The sequence below is a fragment of the Corynebacterium sanguinis genome (genome assembly GCF_007641235.1).
Taxonomy (GTDB): domain Bacteria; phylum Actinomycetota; class Actinomycetes; order Mycobacteriales; family Mycobacteriaceae; genus Corynebacterium; species Corynebacterium sanguinis.
The window spans coordinates 308,072-333,488 of the sequence record NZ_CP038157.1 but is presented as its reverse complement, the minus strand read 5'-3'; the positions used below and the strand labels follow the sequence as shown (position 1 = coordinate 333,488).

The 25,417-nt window shown below is 65.6% G+C and carries 17 protein-coding genes; 9 read left to right on the top strand and 8 right to left on the bottom strand.

Going from position 1 to position 25,417, the window contains the following annotated elements:
- Positions 1-217 precede the first annotated feature (217 nt).
- The gene (locus tag E3227_RS01645) at positions 218-3,376 is read left to right on the top strand and encodes an exonuclease domain-containing protein (RefSeq protein ID WP_144317343.1); all 3,159 of its coding nucleotides are present in this window, start codon (positions 218-220) and stop codon (positions 3,374-3,376) included.
- Positions 3,377-3,480: 104 nt separating this feature from the next.
- Entirely contained in the window at positions 3,481-3,870 is a 390-nt protein-coding gene (locus E3227_RS01640; protein ID WP_144317342.1) for a hypothetical protein, read from the top strand.
- A 264-nt stretch (positions 3,871-4,134) separates the two neighbouring features.
- On the opposite strand, the gene E3227_RS01635 is transcribed toward E3227_RS01640, so the two are convergent.
- Together E3227_RS01635 and E3227_RS01630 are read right to left on the bottom strand one after the other, a co-directional pair.
- Entirely contained in the window at positions 4,135-13,065 is an 8,931-nt protein-coding gene (locus E3227_RS01635) for a type I polyketide synthase (RefSeq protein WP_144317341.1), read from the bottom strand.
- Positions 13,066-13,088: 23 nt separating this feature from the next.
- The gene (locus E3227_RS01630; protein ID WP_144317340.1) at positions 13,089-14,714 is read right to left on the bottom strand and encodes an acyl-CoA carboxylase subunit beta; all 1,626 of its coding nucleotides are present in this window, start codon (positions 14,712-14,714) and stop codon (positions 13,089-13,091) included.
- A 149-nt stretch (positions 14,715-14,863) separates the two neighbouring features.
- Here E3227_RS01630 and acpS point away from each other — a divergent pair, with 149 nt between their 5' ends.
- A complete protein-coding gene (gene acpS, locus E3227_RS01625; protein ID WP_144317339.1) occupies positions 14,864-15,235 on the top strand; it encodes a holo-ACP synthase AcpS in 372 nt (123 codons plus the stop codon).
- A gap of 441 nt (positions 15,236-15,676) precedes the next feature.
- Here the strand turns inward: acpS and E3227_RS01620 are convergent, their stop codons facing one another.
- The gene (locus E3227_RS01620; protein ID WP_144317338.1) at positions 15,677-16,387 is read right to left on the bottom strand and encodes a CPBP family intramembrane glutamic endopeptidase; all 711 of its coding nucleotides are present in this window, start codon (positions 16,385-16,387) and stop codon (positions 15,677-15,679) included.
- Positions 16,388-16,492: 105 nt separating this feature from the next.
- Here E3227_RS01620 and E3227_RS01615 point away from each other — a divergent pair, with 105 nt between their 5' ends.
- The 6 genes from E3227_RS01615 (at position 16,493) to E3227_RS01590 (ending at position 20,951) form a co-directional block, all read left to right on the top strand.
- Entirely contained in the window at positions 16,493-17,224 is a 732-nt protein-coding gene (locus E3227_RS01615) for a biotin--[acetyl-CoA-carboxylase] ligase (RefSeq protein WP_170228606.1), read from the top strand.
- A gap of 11 nt (positions 17,225-17,235) precedes the next feature.
- Positions 17,236-17,700, top strand: a complete 465-nt coding sequence (locus E3227_RS01610; protein WP_136652976.1) for a hypothetical protein — start codon at positions 17,236-17,238, stop codon at positions 17,698-17,700.
- Between the two features lie 89 nt (positions 17,701-17,789).
- Positions 17,790-18,896: a 5-(carboxyamino)imidazole ribonucleotide synthase gene (locus E3227_RS01605; RefSeq protein ID WP_246062850.1), complete on the top strand. Its 1,107-nt coding sequence runs from the start codon at positions 17,790-17,792 to the stop codon at positions 18,894-18,896.
- 5 nt (positions 18,897-18,901) lie between these two features.
- Positions 18,902-19,402 (top strand): 5-(carboxyamino)imidazole ribonucleotide mutase, encoded by a 501-nt coding sequence (gene purE, locus E3227_RS01600; RefSeq protein ID WP_144317336.1) that lies wholly within the window; start codon positions 18,902-18,904, stop codon positions 19,400-19,402.
- Positions 19,395-19,868: a YdcF family protein gene (locus E3227_RS01595; RefSeq protein ID WP_259787930.1), complete on the top strand. Its 474-nt coding sequence runs from the start codon at positions 19,395-19,397 to the stop codon at positions 19,866-19,868. Before purE ends, E3227_RS01595 begins: the two co-directional genes overlap by 8 nt.
- Positions 19,869-20,069: 201 nt before the next feature.
- A complete protein-coding gene (locus E3227_RS01590) occupies positions 20,070-20,951 on the top strand; it encodes a DUF6414 family protein (protein ID WP_144317335.1) in 882 nt (293 codons plus the stop codon).
- A gap of 187 nt (positions 20,952-21,138) precedes the next feature.
- On the opposite strand, the gene E3227_RS01585 is transcribed toward E3227_RS01590, so the two are convergent.
- From E3227_RS01585 to E3227_RS01565, 5 genes are all read right to left on the bottom strand, one after another.
- Positions 21,139-21,345 carry a hypothetical protein gene (locus E3227_RS01585; protein ID WP_144317334.1) on the bottom strand — a complete coding sequence of 69 codons (207 nt, stop codon included), beginning with the start codon at positions 21,343-21,345 and terminating at the stop codon, positions 21,139-21,141.
- Entirely contained in the window at positions 21,345-22,166 is an 822-nt protein-coding gene (locus tag E3227_RS01580; protein WP_136652971.1) for a carbohydrate ABC transporter permease, read from the bottom strand. Before E3227_RS01580 ends, E3227_RS01585 begins: the two co-directional genes overlap by 1 nt.
- A gap of 3 nt (positions 22,167-22,169) precedes the next feature.
- Complete coding sequence (locus tag E3227_RS01575; RefSeq protein WP_144317333.1) at positions 22,170-23,201, bottom strand: carbohydrate ABC transporter permease; 1,032 nt, start codon at positions 23,199-23,201, stop codon at positions 22,170-22,172.
- Positions 23,202-23,316: 115 nt separating this feature from the next.
- A complete protein-coding gene (locus E3227_RS01570; protein WP_136652969.1) occupies positions 23,317-24,603 on the bottom strand; it encodes an ABC transporter substrate-binding protein in 1,287 nt (428 codons plus the stop codon).
- Positions 24,604-24,731: 128 nt separating this feature from the next.
- Entirely contained in the window at positions 24,732-25,406 is a 675-nt protein-coding gene (locus E3227_RS01565; protein ID WP_136652968.1) for a TIGR03089 family protein, read from the bottom strand.
- Positions 25,407-25,417: the final 11 nt, after the last annotated feature.

Here is a 25,417-nt window from a genome sequence, read left to right as displayed (position 1 = left end):
GCGGTATCCACGTTCATGAGTTTGGTAATTGCGGGCAATGACCGGGCCCAAAATCGCCGACAAGGGGAGCAGATCTCCGATAAATGAATAGAATTTGGTGTCATTGGCTGAATTGACTGGCCGTCGATCTGATCACGTCCGGCGGCATCGTGAACTGCGTTTGCGAGCCCGCGGCGGGGGATTTGGTGCAACTTAGCAAGGAAAGCGGTAACAACTAATGTCTACAACACCGGGATTCGCCGTCATCGATCTGGAAACAACCGGATTCAGTGCCAGCGATCGGATCATCGAAATCGGCCTAGTTCTCCTTGACAGTTCTTTAGCCGTCGAATCCACCTGGGACACCCTTGTACAGCCCAACCGCGACATCCCCAACAGCTTTGTCCACGGCATCACCGCAACGGATGTGGTGAAAGCACCGGCCTTCGGCGAGGTGGCGCCTCAACTGGCGGGACTGCTAACGGGGCGAATCCCGGTGGCTCACAACGCTTCCTTTGAGAGGCGGTTCTTGACAATGGAATTCCGCCGTGCAGGGGTGGACACCAACGTAGATAGCGTCGGATGGACGGACACCCAAGCTCTGTCCAAGCGGATCCTGGGGTGCGCGAAACTGGAGCAGGCACTGGCGGTGGTCGGGATAGAAAATGCGCGTCCGCATGCGGCACTCGCAGACGCGCTGGCCACGGCTGAGCTGTTGGGCGTTCTCGCCCGTGAATACGGTGCAAGCGTGGATCCCGGATCCCGCGTCGTTGCTGAACCCGCTGAACCCGCTGAAGCCCCTCGAGTCGGACTCCTCTCACGCACGCTCGAGACCGCCAAGAGTAAACACTGGCTCGCTGGGCTGGCGGACAATCTGCCGAGCAACAGCGATGCGGATGTGGAGCGTTACCGCAAAGCGCTGGCGGCCAGCCTGGTGGATCGAAGCCTTTCTGCCTCCGAAATTGCGCAGCTCAGTGCCATCGCTGTCCAGGACGGCCTGTCGTTCGACGACATCGCTCTCATTCATGAGGACTTCATCCGTCAGCTGGCCGTGACCGCATGGCTTGACGGGGTGGTTACCAATGATGAACGCGCGGAATTGACCCAGTTGGCGAGGCAGCTCGGAGTGGCGGATGAGGTAGTCGATCAATTGCTCGCGGCACCCGTCGGCGACGGTGAAGCCGGAGAGTTCCGCCTGCGCCCGGGCGACCGCGTCGCGTTCACCGGTTCATTGGATTTACCGCGGGCGGAGTGGGAGCGCCGCGTCGTTGAGCTCGGCCTCAGTCACGGAGCGGTGACCAAGAAGACGGTCGTGGTGGTCGCGGGCAACCCTGACTCCATGAGCGGCAAGGCCGCCCGGGCACGCGAACTGATGATCCCGATTGTCTCGGAGGTAGCGTTCACCCGCCTCATTGCCGCGTTCGAGGGAATTGTCGCCGCTCCGGCGGAAGACGTGGAAACCTCTGGCGTCGATGAGCAGCGCTTCCCGTGGTTACTCGATGTCGAAGCGGAAGCACAGGCGCCCGACGAAGTGGCGCTGGCATGGATCTCCCACAAGCCGGATGCACCGCTTCACCACCTGTCCCCAGGGTTATCCGTTGACAGCCAACTAGAGCTTGCGCACTCTTCCATCGCAGCGGCGGGGCAGCGTTGGAGGCAGCTGTACCCGCGGATGCTGGAGGCGACAGTCTATGACCTCCGCAGTCTCCAAGGGGTTGGAGAAAAGCGGGTTCGGCGGCTGGTGGAGGCCGTAATCCTCGCTGCGCTCGACACGGACGAGTCGGCAGAGCAGGATTCGCCTGCCGTCGTCGACGACATGGGATTGTCGTCGTCGATCTACCTCGATGGCGATACCTATCGCGGACCGCGGGAAGATGTCGATGTCGTCGCTGGGTGGGCGGCTTTGACGGGAGAGCCGTTCCCCGGAACGGGCCGAGAAAAGGTGGTGAGTCTTTTCTCCGCGTGCGTGGCAGAACTGGTTGAGGTGGCGCTCAGAGATGAGCGGATGCTTGAGATCGCCACACAGCGCTGGCTGGGCGACGCCACATTGGAAGAGCTTGGTGCCCAGTTCGGAGTGTCGCGCGAGCGGGTTCGGCAGTTGGAGACAAAGGCGCGTGACGCCTACTCCGTCAATTCCGAACTGAGCGAGGCAACGGCTCGGGCAATTTCCCGGAAATTCGGCCGGCTAATCCTCACTGAACAGGCCCAAGCGGAGCTGCCGGAGCTGTGGAACGAGGCGGTTCTGCCCGGGACGACGTTTGAGCAGTACTTCCGCAAACTCTACACGCTGTGGGACGTCAACGGCCGGTGGATTCACGCTCCTGGTGTGCCCGCAGAGCTAACAACGTGGATTGACGGCAACATCGACACCCACGGAATTTTCAGCACCGCCGCGGCAGCGAAACACCTCGATGTTGATCAGAATGATCTGCGAGAACTTTTGCTGGAAGCACCATCTTTCTTCCCCCTGTCGGACGAGGAAATGGCGCGTGCGACAAACTACCAAGATCGTGCAGTGGCAGTACTGGCTCACGACCAGCACCCGATGAGCCTCGAAGACATCGCCGCACACTTCCGGACGGAATCCAACATCCGCTCTGTGGCAAACCAGCTGGCTGTGGACCCCCGAATCACCCGGGTCGCCCTCAACTCCTACGCGCTGACTGAATGGGGGATGGAAGAGTTTTCCACCATTTCCGACTGGATTGCGCGGCGCATTGACGACAGCCCTACCGGAGCAGTCGCGCTGAGCGAACTCCTCGCGGATGCACCGCAGCTCGGAGTCTCGGAAACCTCGGTCCGCGCGTACGCCTCATCGATTGATTTCAGAATGGACAACGGAATGGTTCGCCGTGCCGTTGGTGACGAAGAGGTGATTGAGGACGGCCCCGAAGACTCCAAGAACATGTACCTGCGCGGCGGGACCTGGCGGCTCCTTATCGCCGTGACTGCTGATCACCTGCGAGGTTCAGGGTTTCAGGTCCCACGCGGGGCAGTCGGACTCTACCACGTTCCGGTCGGCGGCGAGGTGGAAGTCCCCAGCCGCCTGGGTGGTCAGTTTCTGAGGGTAAATAAGCTGCGTCAGCCGTCGACATCGACGATTCGCCGTTTCCTCCAAGAGCTCGGTTCGAAGGAGGGCGATCGGGTGTGGCTGACCTTTGGGCCAGAGCTTTTCGACGTCTCTCCGGCGCCTGACCGCGACTCGCACCTCCGTGGTCTGGCCCGTTTGCTTAATGAAATGGGGCTGGATACCGCTCTGGCATCGGACGCAGATGCGGCGATGCGGGAGGTCAACCTCGCACTGGGCCTTTCCGGCGACGCTCCCCGACGGCGTTCGGCGGCCATCTTCGGCCACCGTGGCCAGGACGAATTGGCGGACATCATCCGGTCACTGTGAAAAACGGTGTCTGCCCACTCTTCGAAAGCGGCAGCCTCCATGTCGTGTGTCTACGTATTCTTGGGGCATGAGAATTTCACCAGAGAAAATGACACACCCGCGAGTTGCTCAAAGGAGTAGTCACACTCCGTGACGAACTTGAAGGCAGCGATGCCGAGTTCAGGGATATTCTCGACTACCCGGACTGGTTGTGGTTTGGAATCTGGGACGGTATCTACCTCCTCGATTTCCTCGGATGCGACTCCTCCCGCCACTACAAAGAGTTCGGCTCTATCACGGAACAAGAGGCGCAGTCATTCGGCCTAGACAAGCTGTTCACCTGGTTCGTCATCTTCGGCAATCGGGAGAGGATTGTAGATGGCCTGATCGGCCGCGGTGTGGAGAACGGAACCGTCTACCTTATCACACGCCGGCTCGTGGAGCTGTTGGAAAGTGACCGCCGGAAAATGGAACTCATCGAAGACAGTACGTGGACCGCTGCGTCCCAGCGGTAGGGCCCTGGGTCAAGTCCTGGTAAGAAATGTTGCGCTGCCAAAAATCTGACCTGGGAAAACTGAGAGATGTTGGGGCGGCGCGGTAGCATTTCTCACGGACCATGATCGGTGACACGACCACGCGGACGCTCCACCGCGCGATCATGCCCTGGAAAATGGGGGCATCCGCGCTACATGGACGCGAGCTTCAGGTTGACCGCATCCAGTACCACTTCCATAGTGGTGCCGGACACGGTCCCGGAGCCAAGGAGTGCCCCGCAGGCCCTACGCCCGCGGGTACACACCGTCCTCACCGAGGCGCGCGTCCGGGTCGAGAAGCAGCGCGATTTCCCCGTCGTGTGCGTTGCCGTCCGCGAAGCGGCGGTTCTCCACCTGGGTGAACAGCGCCCGGCGGGCGACCATCCCGGCCTCGAGGTGCTCGGCGCCGGCGCGCAGGCGAGCCGTGGCGCGGCAGCGCCACTCGGACACGGACGCACCAGACGCAGCCAGCGCCGCCTCGAACACGCCCGGATGCGCCAGCACCACGAGTGCGCCGACGTGGCCGAAGCCGAGGGAGGTCAGCGCCGCCGCCTTCACGGCACCGACACCCAGCGACAGGGGAGCGCGCAGCCACACCAAGTTGCGTGCCTTCTCACCCACGAGGGGATCGACGCAGTCAAGTGATGCGTTGGCGGGGATGCGGCCGGTCGCGAGGACGTCGATAAGCCCGCCAATCTGGAACAGCGCCGCACCCGCTTTCGAGTGGCCGGTCAGCGTCTTCTGGGAGATGACGTACATCGGCGCACGGGTGTCGCGCCCGATCGCGGGCCACAGCAGGGAGTGTAGCTCGGATTCGTTAGGGTCGTTGGCGTTGGTGGAGGTGTCGTGCTTGGACAGCACGGTGACATCGTCGGGTGATAGGCCCAGCGAGGCCAGCGAGCGTGCCAGGCGGGAATTCTCACCCCCACGTGCCGCGGCGAGCACACCCAAACCGGGTGCGGGAATCGAGGTGTGCGCCCCGTCACCGAAGGAGGAGGCATAGGCGATAACCGCATACACTGGCAATCCCAGCTCAGCTGCCAGTGAGGCACGGGCGACCAACACCGTGCCACCGCCTTCGGCTTCAAGGAAGCCGCCGCGGCGGCGGTCGTTGGCCCGTGAAATGAAGCGGTCGTGGATGCCCTTGGCACGCATCGTGGCCGTCTCCGCGGTGGCGTTCATATCGCCGAAGCCCTGCAGCGACTCGACCTGGACATCGTCGATGCCGCCGGCGACGACAAAGTCGGCCTTGCCCACGGCGATCTTGTCCACGGCTTCCTCGACGGACACCGCCGCGGTGGCGCAGGCGCCGACCGGGTGGATCATCGAACCGTAGCCGCCAACGAGCGATTGCATGACGTGCGCGGCCACCACGTTCGGCAGCGCCTCCTGCAGGATGTCGGACTGGCGCTCGTGGCCGAGCAGGCGGGAGACGAACACCTTATGCAGGGATTCCATGCCACCGATTCCCGTGCCCTGCGTCGAGGCCACGTCCGCGGGGTGGACGGCCTGCATCAGCTCAGCCGGGGTAAAACCGGCGGAGACGAACGCGTCGACGGCGGTGACCAAGTTCCACACCGCAATGCGGTCCATGTTGTCAACCATTTGCGCTGGAATTCCCCAGGCTGCCGGGTCGAAGTCGTCCGGCATCTGCCCGGCCACGGTGCGGGTCAAGGTCGCCTTGCGCGGAAGGGCAGCCTTCGCCCCGGCCAACCTGGTCACTGTCCACTCGCCGTCAATCACGCGCACTACGGTCTTGTCGGGGTCAGCGGCCTCGTAGTCGCGCGCCTCGGCCTCGCCGGCCACGGTGAAGGTGATGTCGCGGTCGAGGAAGACCTCAGTGAGATCGATGGAGCCCTTATCGGTGAGGAAGTACTTGTCCGTCAGCTCGCGCACGCCGGCGCGGGCGACGACCTCGTCGCGGAAGCGCTCGTAGATATCCTCCTCGGCGATCACCGTGCCCTCGGCGTCATACCAGCCCGGGTTCGGGTCCTCGGACCAGCGCACCAGCCCGGTCATCCAGGCCAGCTCGAGCACGCCGGCGGCGGTGAGGTCGACGTCGCCGTCGCGGCGGATGCCGTACTCGGCCTCGCGTCGGGTGCGACCCGAACCCCAGGAGGACACCTCGCCGATTCCACAGATCACGATCATGTCGTCGAGGCCGCAGCTCACTGTATCCACCTCGACGCCTTCCGGCTGTACCGGGTTGGCCAGGTTCGGCAGGGCTTTGATTCTTTCACCTGCCGACGCTCCCTCGTCCACGCCCCCACCCGCAGGCAGCGAGGCGCTGCGGGCGAGCTCTGCGATGGACACGCCGGCGTCGGCAAGCCCCCCTGTCAGGTCGAGGTCCAGCGGCGACTCGGTAGCCTGAGCGCGCGCTTCGGGCGTTGCCAGGGTGAGGATCTCACGGGAGATCTCCTCCGGGCTCCACACGTGGATGCCGGCGGCTTCGGCCGCGGGGACGAGAGCGTCGTTGCCGCCCATCAGGTGCGTGCCGGCCACCCAGCCGATGCGCGCCTGGGCAAGGGTCACGCCGTCGGGCCAGCCGGTCTCGGCGGACCACTTGTTTAGCACGGCGTCGAGCGCGGCCTTGACCTCGCCGTATGCGCCGTCGCCGCCGAAGGTGCCCCGGTTCGGCGAACCCGGCAGGACAACGTGGGTGCGCTGGACGGAATCGGAAGTCTGCGCCAGCTCGGCAAGGCCCGCGATCGTGCGCTCGACCGACCACAGCAGCAACCGGGCCTGGGTTTCGGCGTTGCCGCCGACCTCGGCCAGGGATCCGGACACGCTCGGCGCGGCGAACGGGAAGGCCAGGGTGGGGATCAGCCGGGGCTTGATCACGCGCACGTCCTTGCCCACGGTCTCCTTCTGCTCCTCGCCGAGCCAGGCGATGAGCGCGTCGATGTCACGGTAGCTCGACAAGTTGGCGGGCACGAGCCACAGCGCGGCGCCCGCGACGGCGTTGTCGCGGTAGAGGGTGCGCGCGAACTCCTTGCGTGCCTGGCTCACGTTCGAGGCAGTCATGACCACGGTGGCGCCCCCAGCGAGCAGGCGCTCGACAAGAGCAGTCGCGATGGAACCGGGCGCGGCACCCGTAACCAGGGCAATCTCGCCGGAAAACTCGCCGTTAAAGTCCTCGGCGGCGGCCTGCGCGATCTCCGCCAGCGGGCCGGAGTAGCCGTTATCCGCGTACCACTGCGCCTGCTCGGCCACAGTCTGCCCGGTGTCGCGGAAGCGCTCCACCGCAATGTCCGCCTCGCCCAGGGCCACGCGGGCGAGGTCCTCGCGCGCTTGGGCCCAGCGGTCGTCGAAAAGCACTGCCTTGCGCGCGTCGAAGCGGGGGGTGACCTGCGAGACCCAGCCGGCGCCCAGCTCAGCCTCGACGGTTTCGAGGACGGTGGTGTCGGGTGCTTCGATCTCGACGTGCTCGTCTCCGACGCCGAGCTTGGCCAACAGTGTGCGCGCGGTGGTCACCAGCGTGTCGGTCACCTCGTCGCGGTAGGCCTCGAGGGCTGCGGAGTCGACCACTGCGCCGCCGGAGGCGCCACCTGCCTTTGCCGGGCTGACGTTGATGCTGTGGCGGGCGGCGACGTTGGCCACGGCGGCGTCGATAAGCGTGTTCACCTCGGACTTCGAAGACGCGCCGGGCAGAGTGCCGAGGGCACCACCGCGCACCGACTCCTCCTGGCGGGTGCCCAGCAGGATTTCAGCCTCGACGTGGGGAACCCAGGACGCGGGCAGCGCCCAGGTGCCGGTGACGTGGTCGCCGACGTGTGCGGGTTTAAGCCCTGCCACACCGAGAAGTTGGCGCAGGCGCGCGCCGATTGCCTCGGAGAGCACGGAGCCGAAGGGAGCGTAACCGGGGGCGGCGGTTCTCACGCGCTCGCGCAGCGTGGTCACGTCGGCCTCGGCGGCGCCGTCGATGGCGGGCACCCCAAGCTCGGCGGACATGTCCATGAGCAGCTGGTTGCGTCGCGACGACACCCCGCCCGTGAGCTCCTCGATGGTGTCGGAGCCGGTGATCTGCTCCACGCGGATCTTATTCTGGAACGCGAAGAGCACGTCGATGGCGTCAGCGGCGCTAAACGGGAGGTCGGTGACGGGCGAGCCGCCGGCCGCAGCGGGAGCGGGAGTGGAAGACGGGGAGGGCGCGGCTGCCGCAGGCTCGGGAGCGGTGGCGGGCTCAACCTCCTCCGCCTGCCCAGGCTGCTCCGGCTGATTCGCCTCCTCCGGTTCGGGCGCGGCGATGGAGTCCGCCAGCATGACGGTGTCCTGGCTCGCCTCGACGTTGAGCACCGGGATGTGGCGGCCGATCACGTCCATCTCGCGCTTGGCCAGGTTGGTCAGCGTCGGCGAGGCAGCGAGGCCGACCTCGATGAGCTGATCGACGCGCCCGATGAGCAGGTCCTGCGTTTCAATCCAGCGCACCGGCGAGGCGAACTGCCAGGCCAGAAGCTCGATGAGGAGGATGCGGGCGAGCTCGCCTGCGGGAGTGTTGTCCACCGTGACTCCGGCGAGGCGCTCTGAAGGGACCTCGGCGGTGACGGCGTCGATGAAGTCCTGGGACAGCTCGAAGGGCCGGGCGACCAGGTTGGGCACATAGCGGTGCTCGAGGGTGGCCACGTCGATCTCGGCGGGCAGCAGCTCGTCGAGCTTCTGGGCGAAGGCCGGCACGCCGTCGCGCAGCACGCGGGAGTGGAAGGGCACGTCGATGCCCGGCACGGTGACGAACGCGCGCTCGCGCACACCGTTGGCGGCCTGGGCCAGGGCGGCGAGGCCGCGCTTGGTTCCGGCCACAGAGTACTGCTGGCCGGAGATGTTGTAGTTGACAATCTCCAAAAACTCCCCGGCGGCATGTGCCACCGAGGCGACGTAATCCACGACGTCGCCCGGTGCCACACCGATCATGTTCGGGCGCAGCGCACCCATGCCGTAGTCGGAGTTGCCCTCGGCATCGCGCGGCACGAGCGAACCCATCGCGGAGCCGCGCGAGTAGACGATGTCGATCACGGCCTCGAGGTCGAAAATCCCGCCGAGTGACGCAAGCGCCGTGTACTCGCCCAGCGAGTGCCCGGCGAACATCGCGCCGGTGGCCAGCGCGTTCGCGTCGCGCAGCCGCTCGGTCTGCGCGTACGCCACCACGGCCAGGGCGACCTGGGTGAACTGGGTCAGGTGCAGCACGCCATTCGGGTGCTTGAACACCTCGCCGCGCACCGTGATCTCGGTCGGGTTCTCATCCACGATGCGCTGGATGGAAAAGCCCAGGTTGGTCCTGGTGTGACGGTCGGCGCGGCGCCAGATCTCGCGCGCGGCGGGGCTGGCCTGGCGATCTCCCGCACCCATGCCCTCGGCCTGCACGCCCTGGCCCGGGTAGACGTAGGCGGTGCGCGGCTGCGCCAGAAGCGCCTGGCCGCGCGAGACCACCTCGCCGCCGATGCGGCAGGTCACCTCCAGTGCCGGGCGGATGCCCACGCGCCCGACGCGCTCGACGGTGATCTCGATGACGTCATCGAGCTGCACCATGCCGTACATGTTGTACGTCCAGCCGGTGACCTCGCCGTGGCGCCCGGCGACGTGCTGGGCGGTGGCGGAGAGCCACATCCCGTGCACCAGTGGCGCGCTCAGTCCGACGAGCCCAGAGGCGTTGTAGGAGGTGTGGATCGGGTTGTAGTCGCCGCTCACCAGCGCGAACGGGGTCATGTCGTGCGGGGCGGTGACCACGGCGCGGTCCACAAACGAGCGCGGGGTGGCCTCCACAGCGTCCGCGTCGGCGCCGCCGCCGAACTGCGGGGCGGGCACGGGAGGGGTGGCCACGGTCGCGCGGCCGCGGATGGCGAAGCGGTGCATCTGGGTGGCCACGACCTCGCCGCCGGAGGAGAGCTCGAGTTCGACGGTGACGATGCGCCCCGCGGAGGACTCGTCAATCGAGCTGCAGTGCGAGGCCACGTCGATGGTGCGGCCGTTCGCAAGCTCGCGCAGCGGCACACGCAGGTCAATGAGGTGGTCGAGGTGCACGGCGTTGAGCAGGCCCTCGATGACGGGGAAGCCGTCGGGCAGCATGCCGGAACCAAGCGCGGTGTAGATCGCCGGCCAGCACGGCCCAACGAGCACGTCCGGGGTGCCCGCCACGACGTCCTCGCCGAGCGCGGCGCCAGTCACCGCGGTGTGCGCGGCGAGCAGGGAAGCGGGGAAGGTGAACGAGGCGTGGGCGATGCCGTCGACAAGCGAGGGCATCTCGGCAATGTCGTCACCGGTCTCGGAGGTCGAGCCCACGCCCGCCAGGCCGGCGAGCAGGTCGTAGACGGACTTCGGCAGACGCTCGTCGGACACGACCGGGGACGCGCCGGTGGCGACACCCGCGGGCAGGTCGATCGGGATGGTCACGTCGCGCACGTAGAACGGGCGCTGGTCCTCCGGCAGATCGTCCCAGTAGGAGTCGGTGACGATGCGGATCGCCCAGCCGTCGGCCTCCTCGACGATCTCGTAGGCGCACTCGTCCATCGCGTAGGCGGGATTGTCCATTAGGTGGCCGTGCCAGACCAGTGTCGGGGCGGCCTTGAGGTACTCCTCGACACTGGTGGCGTCGGCGAGGCGGGAGAAGCGCTCGGTGGCGGTGACGCCGGCGTCGAGAAGCGAGTGCGTCGTGGCGGCCTCGAAGCGGCCGAGGAGCTCGGCGACGGGCTCGTTCTTCTTGGTGATTCCCGCGACCGCGACGGGGCCGGGGATGATGCGGACCTGGTCGGCAGTGTAGCGGGGGTCCTGGGCCTGCCACAGCGTGTCCTTGCCGAACCAGACCTTCAAGTCCCCGTCGATCGCGGGCACCCACGGCATCGGCTTCGGGTAGGCGTAGTGCAGCGCTAACCACCACGCGGCATCGCGCGGGGAGACCTTGACCTCGTGCGCGACAGGGTAGGCAGCCAGCAGCTTATCGGCGCCCTCACGCGCGTCCACCCCCAGCTCAAACAGCGACTCGATCTCGCCGTGGTCGCTGGGGTTCAGGCGCGCCTCGACGCGCTGCAGCACCGCGAGGAAGCGCTTGTCCCACGAGGAATCCGTGAACGGGTAGGCGAGCTCGACGAACCGGTTGACCCACTCCGCGTAGGTCATGGTTTCAATGTCGCCGAAGAACGGCTTCGAGGTCTTCGACAGGGCCTCGATGATCTCGTCGCGGCGCTCGTCGTACTCCTCGATGGACAGGCTCGTGATCAGCCGCGACGCGCGCGCGAACGAGTTGTCGAGGTCGTGGATGTCGGCGAGCAAGTGGCTTTGCGACGACGCCACGCCGTTGCGCCCGGTGCCGCGCGAAACCCAGCCGCCGTTCTCATCCGGGGTAAGTCCCTTGGTGTTGACCAGCAGGTCCTTGACGGAGTCGGTGGCCTTGGCCTCCTTGGTGGCCATGGCGACGGTTCCAATAAACACAGCGTCGACCGGCATGAGAGGCAGGTCCCAGCGCGTCGCCCAGTCACCGGTGATGAGATCGGAGGCGCGCTCGGGGGAGTAGACGCCTCCGCCGACGGTGAGATAGGCGTTGTCGTGCTCACGCACCTCGCCGTAGGTCTCGATGAGAATGTCGTCAAGGTCCACCCAGGAGTGGTGTCCTCCGGCGTGGCCGTCTTCGACCATGAGGATGACGGGCACGTCGGGGTTGGCTTCGGCGATCTTCAACACCGCGCGGACCTGTGCGGTCGTACCCGGTTTGAAGGCGATGTAGGGGAAGCCGTCGGCACGCAACTGAGCAAGAAGGTCTGTGGCCTCCTCGACCTCGGGGATGCCGGCCGAGATGCAGACCCCGTTGAACGGTGCGCCCGCGGCGCGGGCTTTGGGCACCATGCGGGTCTGACCGAACTGGAGGTTCCACAAGAAGCGGTCGAAGAACATGGTGTTGAACTGGGCGGTGCGCCCCGGCTCTAGGTGCTCGACCAAGGTGTTCTTGTGCTGCGTGAACACGTCTTCGGAGTACATGCCGCCGCCGGCAAGCTCCGTCCAATATCCGGCGTTGGCGGCCGCGGCGACGATCTCGCCGTCCGCGGACGTCGGGGTCATGCCTCCGAGGATGATCGGGGAAAGGCCGGTCAGCGTGGAAAAGCGGGTCTGCGTGTACGTCTCGCCGTCGGGGAGGCGCACCAGGCGGGGCGCGAAGCGGGAGTAGTCGGCGGCCTCCGGCACAGGTGCGCCCGGGCGGGCGAGGTTGTCGCGCGCGGTCGCGCTGTCCGCGGTGATCACGGGCACGCCCGCCCCGGCGACGAGCTTGGTGGTGATGCTCGCCACGGCCGGGTCGAGCGCGACGATGTGGCTTACGCCCTGCTCAAGCAGGCCGCGCACCAGCGCGGGATAGTCGTGGGGGTCGTGCAGGATGGCCTGGGCCAAGTCGCGCGGGGTGGTCTCGCCGAGATCGATCCCGCAGGCCTGCGCCCACTTGACGGCCAGCTCGACGGCGTCCTCGTTGCCCTCGTTATGGAAGGGGTAGGCGACGGGAAGGAAATCGTAGACCGGGTTCATCTCCGAGCCGCCGAACTCGGCGGCCTCCAGCCTCGCGTTGAACTCGGCCGCGGCGGCGTTGATCGCTGATACAGCGGCCTCCAGCTCGGCGGGCTCACCCGAAAACACGACGTGGCGGGGGCCGTTGACGACGGCGGGCTGGGTACCCAGGAAGCGGTCCAGGTCACCGCGGTGGATGCCGCGCACGGACAGCATGCGGGAGCGGGCATCGCGCCCGCTGGAGGTGGCGGATGCGGCCGCGCCGAGGATGAACGCGAATGCGAGCGCGTGCTCGGGGTGCGACGCGGCGGCCACGCCGAGGCTGCCCTGGGAGTGCCCGGCGAGGGCGGCGGAGTCGATGTCGAGCCCCAGCCCGCGCAGCTGGTCCGTGGCCGCGATCTGGGCAAGCACGATGCCGGGCACGGACACGGCGGGGAGGCGGTCGACGTCGTTGACCGCGGTGGCCTGGTCGGGGTCCATGATCGCGCGCAGACGCTCAACGACGCCCGGAACGCTCGAGGCCAGGGGACGGGCGATTGGTCCGGTTACGCTGCGGGCAGCATCAAGAAGCGAGTTGAGGCGCGCGTGGGTCATGGGGGTCGCGGCGGCGTCGGCCAGCGCAAGCTGCCAGTTGGTACCCTGGCCTTGGAAGATTACGGCGGGCGAGGTCATGCTGGTCAACGGGGTGAGGTTCTTCATTGCTGTGAAAGTCCTTATCGGTTCTAGAGGGGGATGTTGCCGTGCTTGCGCGCCGGGCGCGCCACAGTTTTTCCGCGCAGAAGGCGCAGGTTGGCGGCGATGGTCGTGCGGGTTTCCGAAGGCAGGATGACGGCGTCGATAAGCCCGCGCTCGGCGGCGTTGTAGGGGTTGAGGATGGTGTCTTCGTACTCGCGCTCGAATGAGGCGACGAGGTCGGCCAGCTCGGCTTCGCCCATCCCGGAGTCGCGCGCGGCCTTTATCTCCTTGCGGTTGATGAACCCGACGGCGCCGGCGGCACCCATCACCGCGATCTGGGCGGTCGGCCACGCCAGGTTCACGTCTGCGCCGAGGCCCTTCGAGCCCATCACGCAGTACGCCCCGCCGTAGGCCTTGCGCATGGTGACGGTGATTTTCGGCACCGTCGCCTCGCCGTAGGCGTAGAGAAGCTTCGCGCCGTGGCGCAGGATGCCGTCGTGCTCTTGGGCGGCGCCGGGCAGGAACCCGGGGACGTCGACAAGCAGCACGAGCGGGATGTTGAAGGCGTCGCAGGTGCGCACGAAGCGGGCGGCCTTGGCGGAGGAGTCGATGTCGAGGCAGCCGGCGAGGACGCTGGGCTGGTTGGCGACGAAGCCGACGACCTCGCCGTCGATGCGGCCGAACGCGACGACGACGTTTTCGGCGCGCTGCTCCATGATCTCCATGAACTCGCCGTCGTCGGCGATTCGGGTGATCACCTCGCGCACGTCGTAGGGTTGCGAGACGTTGTCGGGAATAATGTAGTCCAGCTCGCGGTCGAAGTCGCCGATCTCGGTGTCGGGCTCGGCGTACTCCGCCGGCGCGTTCAGTCGGCTGTTGCTGGGAAGGTAGCCGACGAGGTCGCCGACCCAGTCGAGGGCGTCGGCGTCGCTGGCGGCGACGTAGTGGCAGTTGCCGGCGCTGCCCATGTGGGTCCAAGCGCCGCCGAGCTCCTCTTGCGTGATGTTCTCGCCGGTGACCGTTTTGATCACGTCGGGGCCTGTGACGAACATCTTCGATGTCTTGTCCACCATGACCACGAAGTCGGTCAGGGCGGGGGAGTAGGCGTTGCCGCCGGCGCAGGCGCCCATGATCACCGAGATCTGCGGGACGACGCCCGAGGCCTTGACGTTGAGGCGGAACGTGGCGGCGATCCAGTCCAGGGACACGGCACCGTCTTGGATGCGGGCCCCAGCGCCCTCGTAGAGGCCAATCAGCGGTCGGCCTGTGGTCACGGCGAGCTCCTGGAGCGCGACCATTTTCTCGCCGTAGACCTCGCCCAACGCGCCGCCGAAGACGGTGCCGTCCTGGGAGAAGATGCAGACCTCGCGGCCATCGATGGTGCCGAAGCCGGTGATGATGCCGTCGGTGACGGGACGCTTGGAGAACATGCCGAAATCGTGGGTGCGGTGGCGCGCGAGCTGGCCGGTTTCGACGAAGGAGTCTTCATCGAGGAGGTAATCCAGCCGCTCGCGCGCGGTCATCCTCCCGGCGGCCCGGACCTTCTCGTGGGCTGCGCTGCCCAGCGGCGCCTGCGATTCCTCGCGGCGGGCGAGCAGATCGGCGATCTTGTCTGCCGTCGTGCGGGGCGCCGTGGCGAGCCGCTCGACCGGTTTGTACGGCGAAATCGTCATACGGCGCACAATAATGCGGGGTGGTAGTCATCCTCCGGCGCACTTACCGAAACGTAGCTTACTGCCGGGTAAGTTAAGCGTTTATACTGGGTGTTCGCGTAGATGTGATTTACAACACGTTTTTTGGATAGGCAAGGAGAGTGGGCCCAATGCATGTCGGCACCGATATCGTCCAGATTTCGGCGTTTGCGTCGCAGCTGGACGTCTCTGGCTCGACGTTTACGCGCGTGTTTACGGAGAGGGAGCGGCGCGAGTGTGCGGCCAAGCCCTCGCCCGTCGCGTCGCTAGCCGCGCGGTGGGCGGCGAAGGAGGCCTACATCAAGGCGTGGGCGCAGTCGCGCTACGGGTCGCCGCCCGCGCACTCCGACGTCGATTTCAGCGACATCGAGGTGGTCGCGGACGCGTTTGGCCGCGTTACGATTGCGCTGCGCGGCTCGCTTGTCGACGCGGCGCCGGAGGCAACATCGCTGTCCCTATCCCACGACGGCGACTACGCCATCGCGGTGTGCGTCGTGGGGTGAGGGGGTTCGTTTATAACGGGCATTTGTCTTTCGTCTTACGCGGCCGGTGTCGCGTGCAGCTCCTAGTCGTCGTTGCTGGGGGGGCGGGGACTGCGCGTTTTGCACTGCGCAATTTAGGCAGAGGGTGCATTCGTGAGCTGGGACTTTGCTGTTCCGAATCGCTACGTTGCGCAGTACAAATTGCGCAGTTGCGGAGATCCTGGGGCAGGCCTTTGCTCCCGTGTACAACCCGGACCGCGGTGCGGCGACTGCGCATTGTGCATTGCGCAATTTACGCAAACGTCACTGTCGCGAACAGGGAATTTGCCATCCCGAATCGCCACATTGCGCGGTACAAACGGCGCAGCCGCCAAAACCCTGGAGCAGGCCCCCGCACCCGTCGTAAAGCCCGAGCCGCGACAAAACACCACCGAGCCAACAGAACGAGCGCCTGGCACGAAACTACCGCCCGACAGCGCCCACCCCGACCCGCGGCTGAGCCAGAAACGCGCTCGCCGCGCACGTGCGGAACCGCCACAGCACAACAAGCCCGACGACGGTCTGAGACAACATGCACAGCGGCATCGCCCAGGTCAGATACGACGCGTCGTCCGAGGGCACCGACACCAGTGCGTCCCAGATCCAGTGGAAGGCAATGACCGCTACCAGGCTTTTCGTGCTCAGGAACAGGCAGGCGAAGACGATCCCGGCGAGGAAGATGATCAGCATCTGGCTCGCCACCTGCGTCGCGGTGCGCCCGCCGAGAACGCTGACGGCGTGGAGCGCAGAAAACGCGAGCGCCGAGCCGACAACCGCGCCGATCACACCCCCGCCAGCCGCGGCGCTGCGCTTGAGCAGAGCGCCGAAGAAGACCTGCCGAAACGCCACCTCCTCGCCAATGGCAACCAACGCAAGCCCGATCAGCGCGACGCCCGGGGGTACCGTCACCAACGCGACGGCGAGCAAAACAACCAAAGGCACCATCACAATCGCGTACGCGCCCCAGCGACGCGCACGCTCCCACGGGATCGCCGCCTCCTCACGAAACACCAGGCAGTAGGCCACGGTCGCCGAGGCCAAAACGACGAGCACCAAGAAGAAGGTTTGGATAAACGCGGGGTCGGCGTACTCCACGCCACGGAAATTCCTGACGTAGTACAGCCCCGCGGCCAACCCGGCCGTGTATAGGGCGATAACTGCGATCGCTTTTCCGATGGTCTTATCTTAAACATCACTGCAGGGGGCGCTGAGGCGTCGATAAGCAATATGCTTGAGGCCATGACAGTCAAGGACATCCAACGCATCGCCACCGAGGTCGCCGACTCCTGGGCGGACGTGAACTGGGTCGCGTCGACCGACTCCACCAACACGCAGCTGCTGGCGAGCGGCACGCCGGGCAGCGTGCTCATCGCCGACGAGCAGACAGCGGGCAAAGGCCGGATGGGCCGCGAATGGGTCTCGCCGGCCGGCTCGATCCTCGCGCTGAGCGTGCTTGTCGACGCCCCCACCGCCGACAACCTGGGCCTCGCCTCTCTTGCCGCCGGCCTCGCTGTCACGGACGTCGTGCCCGAGGCCGAGTTGAAGTGGCCCAACGACGCCCTGCTCAGTGGAAAGAAGTTCGCGGGCATCCTCTCCGAGGCCGACATCGCCGGCGACACCCGCCGCGTTGTGGTGGGCATCGGCATCAATGTTTACTGGCGCGCCGAGGACCTGCCGGTGGCGGGCGCGACCTCGCTCAACCTCGAGGGCATCCAGATCAACTTCGACGAGTTCACCATCGACCTGCTGCGCGCCCTGGCCACGCGCCTGGAGCAGTGGCAGACCGGCGACGAAAAGCTGCTGGAGGACTACCGCGCGGTGTGCTCCACCATCGGCAAAACGGTGCGCCTTGAGCGCCACGGCGACGACGTCGAGGGAACGGTCGACGACGTCACCGCCGCCGGCGAAATCCTCATCGACGGCACCGCGTACAGCGCCGGAGATGTGACCCACCTGCGCCCGGCGAACTAACATCGTCAGCCGTGGTAGACAATCGGGGCCTGCGACTGGCCAGGGGTGAAGTTGTTCTCGCGGACACGACGAGCCCGTTGACGACCCTGATTTTCCCCCTGCTCGAACTCGTCGTCATCACCGCCGTGTGCTGGATGGCGATTGGGTGGATGGACGCGAACGGCATCTCGTCGGGCCTGCGCAACCTGATTGTGCTTATCTGGGCCATCGTGGGTGTGGTGCGGTTTTGCTGGCCGCTGGCGACATCTAGGCGGCGCCGCTTCGTGGTCACCAACCACCGCGTGCTCGCCCGCAGTCGCCGCGGCGCGATCGACTCCATTCCGTTCGGCCAGATTCACTCGGCGCACCGCGACCGGGGCGGGATCTCGCTGGCGGTGTACGGCTTCGAGCGCCCGCTGTACTTCCCGGAGGTCGGCCGCAGCCGCAAGGTGGAGCGGATCCTCCATGGCCAGATCGCTCAGGCGCGTCGCTACTGACCGCACCGCGGGCGCTAGAGTGGGTGGGCGTGAATGATGCTTACGGAACGCCCATCGTCGCCGTCATCGGCGACGGCCAACTCGCCCGCATGATGCACACCGAGGCCATTGAGCTGGGGCTCGCCCCGCGCGTGCTTGCGGGCAGCCGCGAGGCCTCGGCGGCGCAGGTCTTCGGCGACGTTCGCCTCGGTGACTACCACAACCTCGCGGACCTTGAGGCCACCGCGGCCGACGCCACCGCGGTCACCTTCGACCACGAGCATGTCCCCAACGAGCACCTGCATTCGCTGATCGACGCCGGCGTGGCCGTCGAGCCCCGCCCCGAGGCGCTGATTTACGCCCAGGACAAACTCGAGCAGCGCACTCGCCTACGCGAGCTCGGGCTGCCGGTGCCCCCGTTCGCGGCGATCACCTCGGTCGACGACGCCTCCCGTTTCTTCGACGAGGTCGACGGTCAAGTGTGCTTGAAGGCCACCCGCGGCGGCTACGACGGGCACGGGGTGTGGTTCCCCGAGACGCGCGAGGAGCTCGCCGAGCAGGTGGCAACAATTTTGGCGCAGGACGTGGGGCTTTACGCCGAGGCTAAGGTCGCGTTCGTGCGCGAGCTCTCGGCCATGGTGGCGCGCAACCGCTCGGGCCAGGTCGAGGCGTGGCCGGTGGTGGAGTCGCGCCAGGACGGCGGGATCTGCCGGGTGGCCATTTCGCCGGCGCCGGAGCTTTCCGACGAGCGCGCCCGCTACTGCCGCGACCTAGCGATCCGCATCGCCGAGGAGCTCGACGTCACCGGCGTGCTCGCCGTCGAGCTGTTCGAAACCGCCGACGGAGTCCTGGTCAACGAGCTGGCGATGCGCCCGCACAACACCGGCCACTGGACCCAGGACGGCTGCGTCACCTCGCAGTTCGAGCAGCACCTGCGCGCAGTGCTGGACTGGCCGCTGGGATCCACCGCACCGACTGCCCCGGTGACCGTGATGGTTAACACCCTCGGCGGAGACGCGGACCCGGAGATGCCGATGGAGGAGCGCGTCATCGAGGTCATGCGCCGCTATCCCGAAGCCAAGGTCCACCTCTACGGCAAGGACTACCGCCCGGGCCGCAAGATGGGCCACGTCAACGTCGCCGCCGACTCCCTTGAGCGCGCCCTGGAGGTCGCCGAAGACGCCGCGCACTACATCATCAACGCAGAATGGAAGTAGGGAATATGCAGCCGCTCGTTGGCCTGATCATGGGCTCCGACTCCGACTGGGACACCGTCGCGCCCGCCGCCGAGGTGCTGGCGGAGTTTTCCATCCCCTTCGAGGTCGGTGTCGTCTCCGCCCATCGCACCCCGGAGAAGATGCTGGCCTACGCCACGTCAGCCCACGGCAGGGGCCTGAAGGTGATCATCGCGTGCGCCGGGGGAGCGGCCCATCTGCCCGGCATGATCGCCGCGGCTACGCCGCTGCCCGTCATCGGGATCCCGCGGGCACTCAAAGACCTCGACGGCCTGGATTCGTTGCTCTCCATTGTGCAAATGCCCGGCGGTGTGCCCGTGGCCACTGTCTCCATTGGCGGGGCGAAGAATGCGGGACTGCTCGCCGCGCGCATCATCGGTGCGTCGGACCCAGAGGTGCTGGAGAAGATGGCGGCCTACCAGTCCGACATGGCCGACGAGGTCGAGCGCAAGGACCAGGCCCTGCGCGAGCGGCTGATGGGTGGCTAAGGGCCCGATCGTCGTGCTCGGCGCCCGGGTGATCGACGGGCGTCCCTCGCGGATGCTCGAGGCCCGCCTCGCGGCGGCGCTGTCGTTGTACCGCAGCGACCCGTCGCGTCCCCTTCTCGTCAGCGGCTTCGAGGAGGCCGGCGCGATGGCGGCGTGGCTCGTCGCGCGCGGCGTGCCCGGCGCGGCGATCGCGCTCGAGCCCGCCGCGCGCTCCACCAACGAGAACTTGGAAAACTCCCGCGCGATGTTCCCCTCGGCCCCGCGCCTGACCGTGGTCACCAACGGCTTCCACGTGCTGCGCACGAAGGTGTGGGCGTGGCACCTCGGCATCCCCGTCGACATCGTCGCGGCCGAGACCCCGGCCTCGTCGCGGTCGCGCAACTACGCCCGCGAGGTGGTCGCACTGCCACACTCGGTGGCGCGCGTCGCGTGGCGACGCCTCGCCCGGCGCCTGCTCGGGCGCTAGCAACTCCATTTTGAAGTAGTAATCGAATTTCTCACCTATTAGTGCTTCCAAACAGAGAAGAATTAAATAAGGGAGCTCAGGAGATCTCGCACAATACAATTAGCCGAAGCTGGAGCGAAACCGTAGATGCGTTAGGCGGCCGGTCACGCTTCCTGGGGCCCTTCGTTGGAATGAGAAACAGATCGAGAGAGATGATAGTAAATGCCACGTGACATCGTGTACAAGTCACCGGAAGTAAATCTGCACCGGTCGTTTGTCTACCTCGATGATGAGCTGGTGGTGAACTCATTATCTGCACTTGAAGCGGGAAAAATCGACAGTGTAGTTACCAAGATAAATGAAGCGCGCGAAAGCGGTTTCGGCGGTTCTGTATCGGCTAGTGCACTTGCAGTTAAAGGCAATGCAGAAGCTGGAAAGAAGAAGCAGTCCTCGTTCGAAGACGAGCTGATTAGAATCCGAACGAAATTCTCGATCTTCGAGGCTTGGTATCAGTACCTTATCGACAACAATGCAGTCGGTGATCTCTTGAATCCAAACGAATGGCAACAAGCAGCCCTGAGGATCGGCGAGGTGATAAAGCTCGAGGGAAAGGTGAAAACCTACGAGATTTATCCGCTGGCGAGAATGTATTCAGACTACGCAAAGAGCACCAAACTCCCAGGGCACCCTTGGTATATCAAAGGTGAAGGGGCTAAGAAAATCACGCAATCGGCTGAAATTATGCGGCATGTCTTTGGGGCTGAAGGCGAAATGCAGATTCCCGCGAGGGTGGATTTAAGCGAGAAGGCGGGTGATATCGCATTTATTCTAGGAGAAGAAAAGCTGCTTGGAAGCCCAGCGCCGTTGGAGGGAGAGTACACGGTAGTAGGTCAAGTCGCTGAAATCCTAGAGCCTGGTGATTGGAGTCCGACACTGCGGTTAATGCCGAAAGCGCCTAAGAACGAATTCGAGCGATCGGCTGTGATTGAAATGCTTTCAAACTTCGAGGAGGCGAGTGCGCAGTTTGGGGTGCGGAATGTGGGCACCATGGGTGAATTTACAGGCCCTGCCTTGATCCTCGAACCCATAGCCATTTTTAGATGAGTTCATTCACAGAGCCGTTATGTTCGACGAGCGCTAAGGCTGTACCGTGCACAGACATCTCTACCGGAGAGACCATAGAAAGTGCAATCGAAGGTAAAGGCCTGTATCACTTCGAATCCGCCTCAACCCGGACGGGTAAGAATGCCCCGGGTTTAGGCGGAGAGGCAGCACGTTTACCCGTCCGGGTTTAGGGGGAGTGGGGGTCGGCTCCGGCGCGCCATGTGCGCCACCGGCGCGTGAGCCAGAACGTCGCCAAGCACAGCGCGCCCGCGAGCAGACCCGGCCAGAGCAACGGCTCGGGGCGAAACAGGTTCAGCACAGCCTGCACGAGCGCGACGGCGGCGAAGAAGCCGACGAACCCGATCAGGGTCTGCCACATGAGGTCGCGGCGCACTAACCCTTCACCCCGCCGGCGGTCAGGCCGGAGACGATGCGGCGCTGGAAGATCAGCACCATGATGATCAGCGGCACGGTGACGAGCGAGCCAGCCGCCATGATCGACGCGTACGGGTACTCGAACGCGCTCGGTCCGGAGAAGCGCGCGATGGCCACCGTCACCGGCTCCGTCGCCGTGGTGGAGAGCTGGCGGGCCAGCATGAACTCGTTCCAGGTGGTGATGAACGCCAGGATCGCGGTGGTGAAAATCGCCGGCGCCGCCAGCGGCAAAAGCACCAGCCGGAACGCCTGGCCGCGAGTGGCGCCGTCGACACGCGCTGCCTGCTCGAGCTCCCACGGAAGCTGCTGGAAAAACGAGATCAGCGTGTAAATCGTCAACGGCAGCGCGAACGAGATGTTCGGGATGATCATCGCGCGGTACGTGCCAATCCAGCCGAGGTCGCCGAAGAGCTGGAACAGCGGGGTGACCAGCGCGATGCCCGGGAACATCGAGGCCGCGAGGATGACACCGGTGACGATGCCCTTGCCCGGGAAGTCGAGTCGCGCAATCGCATAGGCCGTGAACACGCCGACAGCCACGGCGATCGCGGTGGTCGACAGCGAGATGACCAGCGAGTTGCCGATCGCGCCGAGGAAGTCGTTGCCCTTGTCGGTGGCCAGCGCGTCGTAGAAGTTCTGCAGGGTGACGTGCGTGGGCCACGGGGTGGTATCGAAGGTGTGCGCGCTGTCGCGCAGCGCGGTGATGAGCATCCAGTAGAACGGGGCCAGGCCCCAGAACATGATGAAGATGACGCCTACGTAGTGCCAAATCTTTTTCATCGCTTAGACCTCCTGAGCTTTCGTGCCGCGCGCTTGTCGACGCCCAACCCAACGCCGCCTCTTCCTTTTGGTGCGCTCCACGCGCCCGACGTCGGCGCCGAGGAAGCGGATCATGACAAACGCCACGGCGAAGATGAGCAGGAAGATCAGCGTGGACAGGGCGGAGGCGGAGTTGAAGTTGCCCTGGCGCATGTCCTCGACGACGAGCTGGGAAATCGTTGCCGTGGGGGAGTTCGACGAGCCGGAGATCATGATCACCGGCAGGTCGTACATGCGCAGCGCGTCGAGGGTGCGAAATAGCACGGCCACCATCAGCGCCGGGCGCACCAGCGGCAGGGTAATGCGGGTGAACTGCTGCCACTTCGTGGCGCCGTCGACACGCGCGGCCTCGTAGACCTCGCGCGGGATCATCTGCAGGCCGGCGAGGATGAGCAGGGCCATAAACGGCGCGGTTTTCCACACGTCGGCGATGATCACGGCCGTACGTGCAGCCCAGGGGTCCGTCGTCCAGGCGATCGACGTGCCAAGCAGCGAGTTCACAATGCCGGAGGGGGCGAACATGAACTGCCACAGCTTCGCCGTCACCGCCGTAGGGATCGCCCAGGGGATCAGCACCGCGGCGCGGATCAGCGCACGCCCGCGCGACGGGGTGTTCATGATCAGCGCCATGATCATGCCCAGAATCGTCTCAAGAAGCACGGTGACCACCGTGAAGAACAAGGTGATGCGCACCGCCGGCCAGAAGTCGGTGGCGAGCACGCCCGGCGGGCACACGCCGACGACGCCGGAGGGCGACATGCAGCGGTTGGTAATCCAGTACAGGTAGTTCTCCAGGCCCGCGAAGCCGCCCTCGGTGAACACGCCGGTGGCGGGGTCGAGGCGGCGGTTTCCCTGGAAGGACAGGAAAATCGCGCGGATGATCGGGTAGCCGATCACAACGGCCAAAACCGCTAGCGCTGGGGCGACGAGCAAGGCCGCCTTACCCGTATCGCGCCGCGGGCGAGACCTCGTTGTTGCTTTCACAGCTGTGGTCATGTGCACCTTCTTGCAAATCAATCACGGACGAAACGCCCGCATCTGTGGAACTAGAGTCTCACAGGTGCGGGCGTCGTGCGCTTATATGGCAACCCCGAAATGGTGGGTCTAACTGTTAGGAGGCCTGGCGGATCGCGGCGGCCATGTCGCGGGTCGCGTCGTCGACGCTCTTACCAGCGGTCAGCGCAGCGTAGGCGTTGTCCTGGATCGCCTTGGAGATGGCCGGGTAGAACGGGGAAACCGGACGCGGCTTCGCGTTCTCCAGCGACTCCTTTAGAGCCGGCAGGTACGGGTGCTCCTCGATGAGCGCCTGGTCGTCGTAGATCGACGCGAGAACCGGCGGGAAGGACGCCTCAGCAAAGGAGAGCTGGTTCTCCTCGTTGATGATGAACTCGATGAAGTCCTTCGCGGTGGCCTTGTTCTCGGAGTTGACGTTGATGCCGTTGTTGTAGCCACCGAGGGTGGACACGCCCACGCCGTCCTTGCCGACGAGCGGCTGGACCTCGAATTGCAGGCCTTTCTCCTCGGCGTTGGAGTACATGTACGGCCAGTTGATGGCGAACGCGGTCTCACCCTCGGTGAACGCCAGGTTGGTCTCCTCCTCGGTTGCCGCGGTCGACGCGGAGGAGATGGTGCCGTCGGCGTAAGCGTCGACAAGCGCCTGCAGGCCTTCCTTTGCCTCGGCGGACTCAACGGTGGGCTGGCCCTGGTCGTCGAGAACCTCGCCGCCCCAGCCGTTGATGAAGCCCAGGGTGTTCACGGTCAGGCCCTCGTACTGCTTGAGCTGCGTGGTCAGGCAGTCAGCGCCTTCAACGGCCTCGCAGGCGGAGCGGATGTCGTCGAAGGTGTCAGGAGCGTCGGCGACGAGCTCGGTGTTGCGGAACAGAAGCTGGCCGTTGGTGTTCTGCGGCAGGGCGTAGAGCTTGCCGTTGTACGTGGCGGACTCGACGGTAGCGTCGAGCAGCCCGGAGGTGTCCACCTCGTAGTCGCCCTCGAGCGGCTCGAGCCACTGGTTGGCGGCGAAGTCGGCGGTCCACACGACGTCGAGCGCCATGACGTCGTAGTCGGAGTTGCCAGCCTGAAGGGACTGCACCAGGGTGTCGCGCTGGTCGTCGGCCTCGCCGGCGAGCTCGTTAAGCGTGACCTGCTCGTCGGGGTGCTCAGCGTTCCACTTCTCGATGATCGGGACGATCTTGTCGGTGTCGTTGCGGCCCATGGCAAAGGTGATCGGGCCGCGGCCTTCACCCTCCGCGCCCGCCGTGGCGGTAGCGGCGTTGGTGGCCGAGTTGGTGGCGGGTTCGGAGGCGGAGTCGGAGCTCTCGGAGGAGCAAGCGACGAGTGTTGCGGAACCGAGGGCGGCAGCGCACAGCAGCGCGCCAGACTTACGTAGCGACATCTTCATCTGGTGAACCTTTCTGATTAAGGGGTGCTCTTACCGTAGTTAGTTGATGTGTACGAACTGGTTAGAATCTCCAACTAACCCTAATATGGGGGTAAAGGAACCTGAAAACGGACGGTTACGCAGCAATCTTAACCTGCTGTTAAGAATTGGGTCACGTTTTCCGTTTCCGCGATCTCACGCAGCCGCTCTGCCGAGGCCAACCCCGCCGCCACCACGACGGACCCGTCGGCGGCCAGCGGCGCAAGCACCAACTTTTCAAAGTCAGCGGTCGTGCGCCACGGATCCACCATGTAGCGCTCCGGCACGTAGCCCGCCTCGGCCCAGCGTTGCAGCTGCGGCGAGTCGCCGTAGTACACGTCGCCGTAGAAGCGCACGGTGGGGCCGAAATCCACCGTTGCCGGGGGCAGCTGCCCGCCCGATTCCACCACACCGCGGCCGAACGGGTCGGTGGAGACGACGACTACTTCCGGCACCTGGGCCCACTCACCTGCGCGCTCCGCGTGGGTGAACACCACGTCGGGGGCTGCGTTTAGGGCGTTTAAGGGGGCGTCGAAAAGCGGAGTGCGCGAGGAATTGAAGGTGCCCAGCGCGATGACCGCCGCCTGCCATGAGACGGGCAGGTCGATGACCACGGCCGCGTCGGGGGCCAGCTCGAACTCCTCGTCGAGCATGTTCGCGATCTTGGCGGCCCAGTTATCCAACGTCAGCGCGGAGAAATCCATGCGTGTGCCCGCGGTCTCGTCGTAGACGGTCAGACGCGGGCTGGAGGGCTGGGAGGCGACAAGCGGTGCCATAATGCTCATGGCCGCCCATC